Origin of the sequence: Stappia sp., assembly GCF_965276915.1 — a bacterium.
Lineage (GTDB): Bacteria > Pseudomonadota > Alphaproteobacteria > Rhizobiales > Stappiaceae > Stappia.
In genome coordinates this window covers 2,305,678-2,319,165 of record NZ_OZ255709.1, presented here as the reverse complement: position 1 = coordinate 2,319,165, position 13,488 = coordinate 2,305,678, and the positions used below count along the sequence as shown (strand labels likewise).

Genomic DNA, 13,488 nt, shown 5'->3' with positions numbered 1-13,488 from the left:
GAAAGGCCGGCCATGCAGGAAATTTTGCAGGAACTGGAAAACCGCCGTGCCGCCGCGCGCCTGGCCGGCGGCACCCGCCGCATCGAGGCCCAGCATGCCAAGGGCAAGCTGACGGCCCGCGAACGCGTCGAGGTCTTCCTCGACGAGGGATCGTTCGAGGAATACGACATGTTTGTCACGCATCGCTGCGTGGATTTCGGCATGCAGGACACCTCGATGCCGGGCGACGGCGTGATCACCGGCTGGGGCACGGTGAACGGGCGCATGGTCTATGTGTTCTCGCAGGACTTCACCGTCTTCGGCGGCTCGCTGTCCGAGACTCATGCCCAGAAGATCTGCAAGATCATGGACATGGCGATGAAGAACGGCGCCCCCGTGATCGGCCTCAACGACAGTGGCGGCGCCCGCATCCAGGAAGGCGTCGCCTCGCTCGCCGGCTATGCGGACGTTTTCCAGCGCAACATCATGGCCTCGGGCGTGGTGCCGCAGATCTCGATGATCATGGGCCCTTGCGCGGGCGGCGCGGTCTATTCGCCGGCGATGACCGACTTCATCTTCATGGTCCGCGACACGTCCTACATGTTCGTCACCGGCCCGGATGTGGTGAAGACGGTGACCAACGAGGTGGTGACGGCCGAGGAGCTCGGCGGCGCCAAGACCCATACCAGCAAGTCCTCGGTCGCGGACGGGGCCTTCGACAATGACGTGGAAGCGCTGATCGCGCTGCGCCGCTTCATCGACTTCCTGCCCGCCAACAACCGCGAGAAACCTCCGGTGCGGCCGTTCTTCGACGACCCGGCCCGCGTCGACAACTCGCTCGACACGCTGATCCCGGACAATCCGAACAAGCCCTACGACATGAAGGAGCTGATCGCGAAGATCGCCGACGAGGGCGACTTCTTCGAGATCCAGGAGGCCTATGCCGGCAACATCGTCACCGGCTTCATCCGCATCGAGGGCCAGAGCGTCGGCGTCGTCGCCAACCAGCCGATGGTGCTGGCCGGCGTGCTCGACATCAATTCCTCGCGCAAGGCCGCGCGCTTCGTGCGCTTCTGCGATTGCTTCAACATCCCGATCCTGACCCTCGTCGACGTGCCCGGCTTCCTGCCCGGCACGACCCAGGAATATGGCGGCGTCATCAAGCACGGCGCCAAGCTGCTCTTCGCCTATGGCGAGGCGACCGTGCCGAAGGTCACCGTCATCACCCGCAAGGCCTATGGCGGCGCCTATGACGTGATGTCGTCGAAGCATATCCGCGGCGACATCAACTACGCCTGGCCGACGGCCGAGATCGCGGTGATGGGCGCCAAGGGGGCGACCGAGATCCTCTATCGCTCCGAGCTTGGCGATGCGGAGAAGATCGCGGCGCGCACGAAAGAGTACGAGGACCGCTTCGCCAACCCGTTCGTCGCGGCGGAAAAGGGCTTCATCGACGACGTGATCATGCCGCACTCGACCAGGCGGCGGGTCGCACGGGCACTGGCGACGCTGCGCAACAAGCAGCTCTCCAATCCCTGGAAGAAGCACGACAACATTCCGCTGTAACGGCGGCGCCGGCGCAAGGGGGAGCGACACCGGTCGGCATTTCTGGAGGCGTGGGATGACCACTTTGGACATTGACGAAAAGCAGCTTCAGGTCGCCGATGTCGACGTCACCGAGGCAACGATCGTCTTCAGGATGGCCGACGGGCGCCGCATCGAGGCGCCGCTGTGGTGGTATCCAAGGCTTCATGCCGCAACGCCGGAGCAGCGCCGCAACTGGCAGATCCTGCCCTTCGGCGATGCGGTCGGCTGGGAAGAGATTGACGAATATATCAGCGCCAAGGCCCTGATCATTGGCGGGGCCGCCCCCGGCGCCAGACCTCCTGCGGAGGCGGCGGAGTGAAGGCCTACTGCTCCCTTCCCATTCTCACCATTCTCCTTCCGGCCATCAGAGCTGCGTAGCAAGACGCCACGAACAGGACCGACAGAAACAATGATCAAGAAAATCCTGATCGCCAATCGCGGCGAGATCGCCTGCCGGGTCATCAAGACGGCGAAGAAGATGGGCATCGCCACGGTTGCCGTCTATTCCGACGCCGACCGGGACGCGCTGCATGTGAAGATGGCCGACGAGGCGATCCATATCGGCCCGCCGCCGGCCAACCAGTCCTACATCGTCATCGACAGGATCATGGACGCGATCCGCGCATCCGGCGCCGATGCGGTGCATCCGGGCTACGGTTTCCTCTCCGAGCGCGCCGAGTTCGCCGAACGGCTTGCAAAGGAAGGCGTCGCCTTCATCGGCCCGCCGGCCTCGGCCATCGAGGCGATGGGCGACAAGATCACCTCGAAGAAGCTGGCGGCGGAAGCCGGCGTTTCCACCGTGCCGGGCTACATGGGCCTGATCGCCGATGCGGACGAGGCGGTGAAGATCGCGGCGGAAGTCGGCTATCCGGTGATGATCAAGGCCTCCGCCGGCGGCGGCGGCAAGGGCATGCGCATCGCCTGGAACGAGGCGGAGACGCGCGAGGGCTTCCAGTCGTCGAAGAACGAGGCGAAATCCTCCTTCGGCGATGATCGCATCTTCATCGAGAAGTTCGTCACCCAGCCGCGCCATATCGAGATCCAGGTGCTGGCCGACAGCCACGGCAACGCGATTTATCTCGGCGAGCGCGAATGCTCGATCCAGCGCCGCAACCAGAAGGTCATCGAGGAGGCGCCCTCGCCCTTCCTCGACGCGGCGACCCGCAAGGCCATGGGCGAGCAGGCCGTGGCGCTGTCGAAGGCCGTCAACTACGCCTCCGCCGGCACGGTCGAGTTCATCGTCGATGGCGACCGCAATTTCTACTTCCTGGAGATGAACACCCGCCTGCAGGTGGAGCATCCCGTGACCGAGCTGATCACCGGCATCGACCTCGTCGAGCAGATGATCCGCGTCGCCGCCGGCGAGACGCTGTCGATCGCGCAGGACGACGTGAAGCTGAACGGCTGGGCGATGGAAAGCCGTCTCTATGCCGAGGATCCCTATCGCAACTTCCTGCCCTCCATCGGCCGCCTGACCCGCTACCGGCCGCCGCAGGAGGGGACGAATGCCGACGGCATCGTCGTGCGCAACGACACCGGCGTCTTCGAGGGCGGCGAGATCTCGATGTTCTACGACCCGATGATCGCCAAGCTGTGCACCTGGGCGCCGGAGCGCATTGAGGCCATCGACGCCATGGCCGATGCGCTCGACCGGTTCGAGGTGGAAGGCATCGGCCACAACCTGCCGTTCCTTTCCGCCGTGATGGACCATGCCCGCTTCCGCAGCGGCGCCATCACCACGGCCTTCATCGCCGAGGAATATCCGGACGGTTTCGCCGGCGTGATGCCGGACGGTGCGGATCTGGAGGCGCTGGTCGCGGTGGCTGCCGCCTGCACCCATTTCTCCGAGACGCGCGCGACCCATATATCGGGAGCGATGGACAATCACCGCCGTGTCGTCGGCGCCGACTGGACCGTGCTTGTCGACAAGGCCGAATATCCGGTCAGCGTCGAGCGGCAAGGCGAGGACAGCTATGTCGTCGGCCCGCGCGCGGCGGAAGGCGGGCTGGCGCTTTCCGGCGGGCTTGACGTTTCGCTCGGCGGCTGGCGGCCCGGTGCGGCCCTGATCGAGGCAACCGTCGGCGGACGCCCGGTGGCGATCAAGATCGAGCGCACCAACAAGGGCTACCGCATGCGCCGCCGGGGCGCCGACGTGACGCTCTCCTGCCTCACCCCGCGCCAGGCGATGGCGGCACGGCTGATGCCGGAGAAGATCCCGGCCGACACCTCGAAGATGCTGCTCTGCCCGATGCCGGGCCTCGTCGTCTCCATCGCGGTGGAGGAAGGCCAGACCGTCGAGGCGGGCCAGACGCTCGCCACCGTCGAGGCGATGAAGATGGAGAACGTGCTGAAGGCCGAGCGCAAGGGCGTGGTCAGGACCATCGCCGCCAAGCCGGGCGACAGCCTCGCCGTCGACGAGATCATCATGGAATTCGAATAGGGAGCGGGATCATGGCCGAGAAGAACACCGTTCGCGACTGGATGGACCTTGCCTCGAAGGAGCTGAAGGGCACCGACCCCGAGGCACTCGTCTGGCAGACGCCGGAGGGCATCCCGGTCAAGCCGCTCTACACCGAGAAGGATCTTGAGGGGATCGGTCACCTGGGCACGCTGCCCGGCTTCGAGCCGTTCCTGCGCGGCCCGCGCGCGACCATGTATACCGGCCGCCCCTGGACGATCCGCCAGTATGCGGGCTTCTCCACGGCCGAGGCCTCCAACGCCTTTTATCGCAAGGCGCTCGCCGCCGGCCAGCAGGGCGTCTCGGTCGCCTTCGACCTTGCCACCCATCGCGGCTATGACAGCGACCACCCGCGCGTCGAGGGCGATGTCGGCAAGGCGGGCGTCGCCATCGACAGCGTCGAGGACATGAAGATCCTGTTCGACGGCATCCCGCTGGAAAAGATCTCCGTCTCCATGACCATGAACGGCGCGGTGATCCCGATCCTCGCCAATTTCATCGTCGCCGGCGAGGAACAGGGCGTGCCGCGCGCGCAGCTGTCCGGGACCATCCAGAACGACATCCTCAAGGAGTTCATGGTCCGCAACACCTATATCTACCCGCCCGAGCCCTCGATGCGGATCATCGCCGACATCATCGAGTACACGGCGACGGAGATGCCGAAGTTCAACTCCATCTCGATCTCCGGCTATCACATGCAGGAGGCCGGCGCGACGCTGGTGCAGGAGCTCGCCTTCACGCTGGCGGACGGGCGCGAATATGTGCGCGCCGCGCTGAACAAGGGGCTCGATGTCGACGCCTTCGCCGGCCGCCTCTCCTTCTTCTTCGCCATCGGCATGAACTTCTTCATGGAGGCCGCCAAGCTGCGCGCCGCGCGTCTCCTGTGGTCGCGGATCATGAAGGAGTTCGAGCCGAAGAAGGCCTCCTCCCTGATGCTGCGCACCCATTGCCAGACCTCCGGCGTGTCGCTGGCCGAGCAGGATCCCTACAACAACATCGTGCGCACCGCCTTCGAGGCAATGTCGGCGGCGCTCGGCGGCACCCAGTCGCTGCACACCAACTCCTTCGACGAGGCGATCGCCCTGCCGACCGAGTTCTCCGCCCGCATCGCCCGCAACACCCAGCTGATCCTGCAGCACGAGACCGGCGTCACCCGCGTCGTCGACCCGCTCGCCGGCTCCTATTATGTGGAGAGCCTGACCAACGAGCTTGCCGAGAAGGCCTGGGCGCTGATCGGGGAAGTCGAGGCGATGGGCGGCATGACCAAGGCCGTCAATGACGGCCTGCCCAAGCGCCTCATCGAGGAGGCGGCCACCCGCCGGCAGGCCGCCGTCGACCGGGCCGACGAGGTCATTGTCGGCGTCAACAAGTACCGGCTGGAGACCGAGGACGACATCGACATCCTCGACATCGACAACAAGGCCGTGCGCCTGTCCCAGATCGCCCGCATCGAGCGGACCCGGCGCCAGCGCGACCCGCAGCGGACGGAAGAGACGCTGGCCGCGCTTCGCGAGGTCGCCCGCACGGGCCAGGGCAACATCCTGGAGGCGGCGGTGGAGGCGGCGCGCGCGCGCGCCACGCTCGGCGAGATTTCCGACGCCCTGCGCGAGGCCTTTGGCGACCATGCCGCCGTTCCGGAAGTGGTCAGCGACGTCTACGGGCCGGCCTACGAGGGCGAGCCGGAATACGAGACGCTGGTCCAGCGTCTCGACGATTTTGCCCGTTCCATCGGCGAGACGCCGCGCCTTCTGGTCGCCAAGCTCGGCCAGGACGGCCATGACCGGGGCGCCAAGGTGATCGCCTCCGCCTTCGGCGATATCGGCTTCGACGTGATCGCCGGGCCGCTGTTCCAGACGCCGGAGGAGGCGGCCGAGCTTGCGGTGAAGAACAAGGTGCATGTCATCGGCATGTCCTCGCTCGCCGCCGGCCACAAGACGCTCGCCCCGCAGCTGGTCGAAGCGCTGAAGGCGCGCGGCGCCTCCGACATCATCGTCATCGTCGGCGGCGTCATCCCGCGCCAGGACTACCAGTTCCTCAAGGATGCCGGCGTCGCGGCGGTGTTCGGTCCGGGCTCCAACGTGCTCGACGCCGCCCGCTCGGTGCTGGACCTCATCGCCGGCCGCCGCCGCAACGTGGCGTGAGGGGGGTGACAGCCTGCGTGCGGGCAGCGGCCTGAGGCCAAGGTGACGGCTGCGAGCCGTGGTCAGGAGCGAACCGACCGCCCGAGGGTGGAGGGTGACCGAGTGTCGGCCACGCCGCAACCCGCCCTGATTCTTCAGCACCACCGGCAACACGCCGGCCTTGCCTTCTTCTCGGACGTCATCCCGGCCGGAGCGAAGCGGAGAGCCGGGAACCATTGGCAACCCCGGCAGGCGCGACGGCTCTCAGCGGTCGCGGCAGGCGCGGAGCCCTTTGCCGCCCGTGCGTCGGAGTGCTGTGCAGCCTCCCGCGATCCTCACCGCCCCCGCTCTGGCGACGAATGGGCCTCGGGTCGCGCGATGCTTGCCCGGGGTGGCGACCGAGTGTCGGGTCCAGGCCGCACAGGCGACATCCGAAGCCTGCGGCGGTCGAGACGCGCCCCTCGCCTACCCCACCTCCGCGAAACGCACTTGGCCCCCGTTGAGGAAACAGGTCTTGCTGAACAAGGAAAGGTCGAGCGGGTTGGGAAGGCGGATGTCGGACAGGGCCGGCAGCGGCTTCACGGCCGGATCGTAGGAGCGGTCGATCTGCGAGACGAAGACGAGGATCGCGCCCGAGCGGCGCGCGAAGGATGCCAGTTCACGCATCTGCGTCTCGAGGTCGGGCGTGTCGCGGCGCTGGTCGAGGATCTGCAGGTAGTCGATCACCGCCAGCGTGCCGGACGGCATCGTCGCCAGCCGGGCAATGACATGCGCCGCGCAGATGCCGTCCGAGGCGTCGAGTTCGAAGCGCCCGCCAAAGCTGCCCGCGTCGGCGCCGATGGCGCTGAACCGCGCGGCGACGTCACGCTCGACATATTCCAGCGTGAAGAGGACGCTGCGCCCGCCCGCCTTCATTGCCTCGACGCCAAGTTCCAGCGCCAGCAGGGTCTTGCCCTCGCCGGGCCGCGCACCGACCAGCAACATGTCGCCGGGCGAAAGGCGGGGAAAGAGCCGCGCGGCCGGCGAGACGGACGCCGCCTGGCGCGCCAGCAGGCTCCAGCTTCGAAAGCCCTCGCGCGCGGCGATCCGGTCGAGCGCCGTGTGAAGGGGAATGTCCTGCTGCCGGGAGAGAAGCCGGGCCTCGCGCTTCAGGCGATAGAGAGGGGCGGACAGATGCATGTCGAAACCTCCTGTCACGAGCGGATCGCGCAGTCCCTCCTTGTGCCGTCACTCGTACAGTCGGTTGACATGTGAAGTCGCGCGCGCCCCGCATGCATGATGCTTCCCCGTCTGGAGGGAGGAGGCGCGGGCCACGCCGGAATCGCAGTCTAGCGCAGGAAGGCCTGCGCCCGGAAGCGCCATCGCCGTCTTCCCCTGAAAACACGAAGGGCGCGGGCCGCTCTCGCCGCCCGCGCCCGTTCTGGTGTTCCCGGCCGGCCTTGTCCGGCGGCCCCGCGCCCTGCCGGGCACAGGGCGGCTCGACCTAGAGCCGGATCTGGCCGTAGCGCAGCGCCTCGACCACCGTGTGGGTCTTGTTCGAGGCATTGAGCTTGGCGCTGGCGTTCTGCAGATGCGCATGCACGGTGCGCTGCGAGATCTCCAGCAGGCCGGCAATGTCGCTGGCCGTCTTGCCGAGCGCGGTCAGTTCCAGCACCCGGCGCTCGCGCGCCGACAGGTCGCCCGGACGCTGCACCGACAAGACGCCAAGCTCGATCAGCCGGCGGAAGGCGGTGTTGCAGATCAGCTCCAGATTGGACAGATCCACCGAGCTTGCCTCCAGATGCACGCCGCCGCCAAGCACCAAAGCCTGGAAGGGATGCGTCTCGGTCACCGGCGCGACGACGACGCGGGTGTCGGCGCCAAGCGAGGCAAACAGCTCGGAATGGCCGATATCGCCCGCCGTGACATCCCACAGGAACGCCCGGTTGCGCATCAGGCCGAGCATCAGGGCGCTGTCCTCGACGTCGATCTCGGCGCGCTCGATCCCGCCGGCGCGGTCGTCGGCCCAGCGGAAGCGATGCACGAGACCGTTGATCGGCCGGTTCGGCATCGGCAGGCCGGTGACGAGAATATGTGTCGCGCCCAGTCGCCTGAGCTGTGCCTCGACAATGTCGAGTACATGCTTGCTCGTCTGCGCTTCGGCGATCGCCGAAGCCTTAGACTGCATCTCCATCGGGTCGGCCATCTGTCCTGCCTTTCGTCCTGCCCGGCACCCAACCTCGGTCGGCTCGCCATCTTCGGTTGTCGTATCGTCCGCAACTTTCGCGACACCCGGGATGCCATTCGCGAAACCGGCCGAAACCGGCTTTCACGATCATGCAAAAACCCGGATGCACTCCTGCGTACGCGGTGCCCCCACCCCTGTTGAAAACCGTTAGGTCGCGCGCTTCAGTGATGCGCCGACCCACCGGCCTCCCTTTGCCGACCGTACGGTTTCACTCACCAATCGTTCGAATTCCGCCGATTCAGGCAAGCGCCGCAAAGCCGTCCCCCCGCAATCTCACCACGGAAGACATGACTTCTGCAACCCTCTGTTACCAATAGTTTTTACTGCAACGAAACAAAATGGGGGACAGAACGCGAATTCAGTGCCGTCCAGACGTTTCTTCAGTCGCTGCGCGACACAACGGGAGGACAATCCGCCTAAATCTCAGGTTGTCCTTGATTGGTATTATAGTCACGGTTCCAATTGACAGTAGAAATGATTCACAGCGCGCGCGCCGCGCCTTGCCGGGATTTGCCTCGCGGGCTTTCTCCCCCGTCGCAGGAATGCTATTGCGCTCAACGCAAGGTGCCGCGCCCGGCTGTTCGGCGCGGCTGTTCGGCCGCCAAGGGACCCAGAGACAAGATGACAGTGCACGCACGCCTCCTCCCCTCCCTGTTTGTCGCCGCCATGGTCGCCGCGTCCTGCTCGCCGACCGTCGATGGCGGCCCGGTGGCGGCGGTGCGCACCTCCAACGTGACGCTGGTGCAGATCACCGAGAGCGGCGCCGGCGGGCTAGGCGACGACACGCCCTATTCGGAAAAGGCCGTCGTGGCGGCACTTCCCGGCTTTACCGCCGAGGGCTTCCAGGCGGCGACCGAGGACAGGACGGAATGGGCGATCGGCGCCTTCAACTCCGACGGCTTCCAGGTGCTGCATGTCTACAAGGGCGACAGCGGCCGTATCCGCGAGGTGCACGGCGTCACCCATCACCTGCAGGGTCCCAATGGCGAGCGCATCGGCATGACCTTCGCCGAGATCGGCACGGCCCGCGGCGACTGCCGCGTCGGCCGCAACCTGTGGCGCGGCATGGCGATCTGCAAGGCACGCGGCAGCGAGCGCGTGACGCTGGTCTACGCGGTCTCGCAGTATCAGGGTCCGTTCGACCGCCTGCCGCCGGACGACCAGCTGCGCAAGGCGTCCATCCAGCGGATCATCTGGAAAGCCTCCTGAACCGCCTCTCCCCGACACCCGCCTGAGCCGGCACCGCCGTCCCGTTTCGGGACACAGGCGCCGGCATGCCCTTTGCGTTCCCCTCCTGATCGGGAGAGTGGATGGGCATGAAACGGGACTGGCAAACGTCGAAACTGATCCTGCCGGCGGCGCGGCGGCTGACACGCCGGGCGCTGTTCGGCGGAGGTCTGGCCAGTGGCGGCCTGGCGCTTGCCGGTCTCGTTTCCTCCCCACTCGGCCTTCGTCCCGCCGCCGCGGCCGTGCGCGTCGCCGACCTGCGCGGCACGATCGACGCGGCCGAGTTCGGCATCCGCCCGGGTGCCGCCGACGACCAGAGCAGCCTCATGCAGCAGGCGATCGACGCGGCCGCAAGCCGCGGACGGGCGCTGTTCCTGCCGGGCGGACGCTATACGGTCGCCAATCTCCGCCTGCCGTCGGGCGCAAGGCTTGTCGGCCTGCCGGGGCAGACCCGCTTCGACTACCAGGGCGGCGGCCATCTGGTCTTCTCCGAGGGCGCCAAGTCGGTCGGCATGGAGGGCATCATTTCGACGGCGACAACAAGCTGCTTGGCGAGTACACCCCGGCGCTGATGCATTTCGCCGATGTCGACGACCTCCTGATCGAGGGCTGTACCATTTCGGGCAGTTCCAAGACGGGACTGGCGCTCGACCGCTGCGCCGGCCGGATCACCGGCAACATCATCTCCGGCGCGCGCGGCGCGGGCCTGCGTTCCATCGAGGCGCGCGGCCTTTCCCTCACCGACAATCACGTGCGCGACTGCGCCAATGCCGGCATTCTCGTCTATCGCTGGTCGGAGGGCGAGGACGGCACCATCGTCACCGGCAACCGGGTCGAGCGGATCGCCGCGCGTGACGGCGGCACGGGTCAGAACGGCAACGGCATCAACATTTTCCGCGCCCATGGCGTCGTCGTGCGCGGCAACCGCATCGCCGATTGCGCGTTCTCGGCCATCCGCTCCAACTCCGGCTCTAACATCGTCATCGAAGGCAACTCGTGCCTGCGCTCCGGCGAGACGGCGATCTACTCGGAATTCGCCTTCCAGGGCGCGGTGATCGCCGGCAACCTTGTCGACGGCGGCGCCATCGGCATCTCGATCGCCAATTTCCTCGATGGCGGGCGGCTCGCGACCTGTTCAGGCAACGTGGTGCGCAATATCGCCGACACCGGCCCCTACCCGGCCGAGGTGCAGGGTTTCGGCATCGGCATCGCGGTCGAGGCCGACACGGCGCTCACCGGCAATGTGGTGGAAAAGGCCGCGCGCATCGGGCTGCACATGGGCTGGGGACCCTATCTGCGCGATGTCGCGGCGACCTCCAACGTCATCCGTGATTGCCCGATCGGCACCGCCGTGACGGTTGTCGAGGGGGCGGGGCCGGCGCTGATTTCCGGCAATCTTTATTCCGGCGCGACGCGCGGGGCCATTGTCGGCCACCGCTGGAAGGAGGCAGCCACCGGCGACCTGACGGCGCCGGGCGCGGCCGAGGCCTTCTCCCATCTCGCCATTCAGGGAAACATGGTGCGGTAGGGCAAGACCGAAGCCTCAGCCGGCAATGCCCCGCAGGGGCGCGAAGGCATCCGCGACGGCGCGGATGTCGCCGACATGGCGGCCTGTCCAGTTGCTCAGACGCGGCGCCAGCCAGGGTGCGAGGCCGGCGGTCTCGTCCTCGTCCTTGTCGATCAGCGCGTCGATGAGCGCCGCCATCATGGTTTCGGCCGCACGGGTCGCCCCGTCCTCGCATTTCAGCGCGATGCCGATGCCCTTTTCCGGGATCGAACAGGTGAAGACGCCCTCGGCCCCGGTCTTGACGAAGACGCGTCCCCGGAAGGTCCGCATCACCTCGGTGCAGAAGCGCTCGCTGCCGGCGACCATGAAGGCGTTGTCGACACAGGCATTGTAGAGGCGTTCAACCGCCTCGGCCCGCAGCGGGGAAAGGCCCTCGCCGGTGCCAAGCCGGGCAAAGGCAAGGGCTGCCGCCTCCAGCGGCATCGCATAGGTGGGGATCGAGCAGCCGTCGGTGCCGCGCGCCATGTCCTTCAGCGAGACGCCGGCCATTTCCTCGATGGCGGCCCTCACCTCGATCTGCACCGGATGGTCGGGCTCGACATAGCCGCGCGTCGGCGCACCAAGGGTCCGGGCAAGGCCCAGAAAACCGGCATGCTTGCCGGAGCAGTTGTTGTGCAGCGGGCACGGGGTGGCATCAGTCCGGTGAATGGCGGCGACATCCTGCATGCGCGCGGGCCACTGGCTGCCGCATTCCAGCGCGTCTTCCTCCAGCCCCGCCTTCAGCAGCATCACCCGCGCGGCGTTGACATGGATTTCCTCGCCATTGTGCGAGGCGCAGGCCAGCGCCAGCTCGGCCGGGTCGAGATCAAGCGCGTCGGCGGCGCCCGATTCGACCAGCGGCAGCGCCTGCAGGGCCTTGATCGCCGAGCGCGGAAAGACCGGACGGGCGGTGTCGCCCAGACCCGCGACCTTGCGGCCCGCGGCATCGACGATGGCGATGGCGCCGCGATGACGGCTCTCGACCGCATCGCCGCGCAGCACCTCGACCAGAACCGGATTGTCCATGGTCAGGCTCCTTCCGCCACGGCCTGGAGGGCAGGCCGGCGCGCGGCGATGAAGGCGGCAAGCCGCTCCAGCGCCACGTCAAGCACCTCGTCCTTCTTGCAGAAGCAGAAGCGGACGAAATTGGTCGGCGCATCAGTGACATAGAAGGCGGAGACGGGAACGGCGGCGACGCCCGCCTCCTCGACAAGCTGCCGGCAGATGTCGGCATCGGTGCCTTCGAGCCCCAGCGTGGAAACATCGCAGGTGAGGAAGTAGGTGCCCTCGCAGGGCAGCACGCCGAAGCCCAGCGCCGCCAGCCCGCCGGCGAAGCGGTCGCGCTTGGCCTGCATCTCGTCGCGCAGGCCGGCGAAATAGCCGTCGTCCTTGCCGAGCCCGTAGGCAACCGCCTTCTGCAGGTTCGGCGGGGTGGTGAAGGTGACGAACTGGTGCGCCTTGGCGATCGGGTCGAGCAGGTTCGGCGCCGCCGTGACATAGCCGACCTTCCAGCCGGTCAGCGAAAAGGTCTTGCCGGCCGAACCGATGCGCACCGCACGCTCGCGCATGCCGGGGAACGCGATCAGCGGCATGTGCCGGCGGCCGTCGAACAAAAGGTGCTCGTAGACCTCGTCGCAGATCGCATAGACGCCGTGCTCGTTGCACAGCCGCGCGATCGCCGCGAGTTCCTCTTCCTGGAACACCTTGCCGGCCGGGTTCATCGGATTGTTGATGAGGATCGCCTTGGTGTTCTCGGTAAAGGCGTCGGCAAGCGCGTTGAGGTCGAGCCGCCATTGCGGCGGCGTCACGCGCAGGCGCACCGGAATGCCGCCGGCGCGCTTCACCAGCGGCAGGTAGCAGTCGTAGAGCGGCTCGATGAGGATCACCTCGTCGCCGGGCTCAAGCAGGGCCAGCAGCACGTCGGCGAGCGCTTCCGTCGCCCCCGAGGTGACCATCACCTCGCTCTGCCAGTCGACGTCCAGATCGTAGAAGCGCTTGGCCGAGGCGGCCACCGCCTGGCGCAGTTCCGGCAGGCCGAGCATCGGCGGATACTGGTTGGGACCCGCCATCAGCGCATCGGCCGCCACCTGGCGCACATCCGAGGGCCCGTCCACGTCCGGAAAGCCCTGGCCGAGATTGATCGCCCCGCGGGCGATGGCCAGCCGCGACATGGTCTCGAAGATGGTGGTCGGAAGACCGGTAAAAACGGGATTGGTCGGCTTCATGATCTTCGTGCGTCCCCACATCACGGCAATTCTCCGGCCTTAGTATCTATTCCCTGACGCTGCGTCGAGTGCGGAAGCGCCCCCGCCCTCCCGAAGGGCTGAACCACGGGCGGGCGGAG

At 67.1% G+C, this 13,488-nt stretch carries 11 protein-coding genes; 7 read left to right on the top strand and 4 right to left on the bottom strand.

All coding sequences use genetic code 11. The annotated features are described in order from the left end of the window. Positions 1-12 precede the first annotated feature (12 nt). The 4 genes from ACQY46_RS10845 (at position 13) to scpA (ending at position 6,165) form a co-directional block, all read left to right on the top strand. Complete coding sequence (locus ACQY46_RS10845) at positions 13-1,545, top strand: acyl-CoA carboxylase subunit beta (protein ID WP_428700245.1); 1,533 nt, start codon at positions 13-15, stop codon at positions 1,543-1,545. Positions 1,546-1,600: 55 nt separating this feature from the next. Next, positions 1,601-1,885, top strand: a complete 285-nt coding sequence (locus ACQY46_RS10840) for a DUF2442 domain-containing protein (RefSeq protein ID WP_428700244.1) — start codon at positions 1,601-1,603, stop codon at positions 1,883-1,885. Positions 1,886-1,975: 90 nt separating this feature from the next. Further along, the gene (locus ACQY46_RS10835; protein WP_428700243.1) at positions 1,976-4,006 is read left to right on the top strand and encodes an acetyl-CoA carboxylase biotin carboxylase subunit; all 2,031 of its coding nucleotides are present in this window, start codon (positions 1,976-1,978) and stop codon (positions 4,004-4,006) included. A gap of 11 nt (positions 4,007-4,017) precedes the next feature. After that, entirely contained in the window at positions 4,018-6,165 is a 2,148-nt protein-coding gene (scpA, locus tag ACQY46_RS10830; RefSeq protein WP_428700242.1) for a methylmalonyl-CoA mutase, read from the top strand. A 444-nt stretch (positions 6,166-6,609) separates the two neighbouring features. Here scpA and ACQY46_RS10825 read toward each other — a convergent pair whose 3' ends face one another. After that, positions 6,610-7,323, bottom strand: coding sequence for a DNA helicase (locus ACQY46_RS10825; protein ID WP_428700241.1), 714 nt, complete (start codon positions 7,321-7,323; stop codon positions 6,610-6,612). A gap of 304 nt (positions 7,324-7,627) precedes the next feature. Continuing rightward, the gene (locus tag ACQY46_RS10820; protein ID WP_428700240.1) at positions 7,628-8,329 is read right to left on the bottom strand and encodes a LuxR C-terminal-related transcriptional regulator; all 702 of its coding nucleotides are present in this window, start codon (positions 8,327-8,329) and stop codon (positions 7,628-7,630) included. Positions 8,330-8,992: 663 nt separating this feature from the next. Between ACQY46_RS10820 and ACQY46_RS10815 the strand changes: the two genes are divergently transcribed. The 3 genes from ACQY46_RS10815 (at position 8,993) to ACQY46_RS10805 (ending at position 11,126) form a co-directional block, all read left to right on the top strand. Further along, positions 8,993-9,580 carry a DUF1131 family protein gene (locus ACQY46_RS10815; protein ID WP_428700239.1) on the top strand — a complete coding sequence of 196 codons (588 nt, stop codon included), beginning with the start codon at positions 8,993-8,995 and terminating at the stop codon, positions 9,578-9,580. 101 nt (positions 9,581-9,681) lie between these two features. After that, positions 9,682-10,170 (top strand): hypothetical protein, encoded by a 489-nt coding sequence (locus ACQY46_RS10810; RefSeq protein ID WP_428700238.1) that lies wholly within the window; start codon positions 9,682-9,684, stop codon positions 10,168-10,170. Beyond that, entirely contained in the window at positions 10,170-11,126 is a 957-nt protein-coding gene (locus tag ACQY46_RS10805) for a TIGR03808 family TAT-translocated repetitive protein (RefSeq protein WP_428700237.1), read from the top strand. The genes ACQY46_RS10810 and ACQY46_RS10805 overlap by 1 nt, the downstream gene beginning before the upstream one ends. A 15-nt stretch (positions 11,127-11,141) precedes the next feature. Here ACQY46_RS10805 and ACQY46_RS10800 read toward each other — a convergent pair whose 3' ends face one another. Both ACQY46_RS10800 and ACQY46_RS10795 read right to left on the bottom strand, forming a co-directional pair. Further along, the gene (locus tag ACQY46_RS10800) at positions 11,142-12,170 is read right to left on the bottom strand and encodes an asparaginase (RefSeq protein ID WP_428700236.1); all 1,029 of its coding nucleotides are present in this window, start codon (positions 12,168-12,170) and stop codon (positions 11,142-11,144) included. 2 nt (positions 12,171-12,172) lie between these two features. Then, positions 12,173-13,369: an aminotransferase gene (locus ACQY46_RS10795; protein ID WP_428700470.1), complete on the bottom strand. Its 1,197-nt coding sequence runs from the start codon at positions 13,367-13,369 to the stop codon at positions 12,173-12,175. Between the last annotated feature and the right edge of the window lie 119 nt (positions 13,370-13,488).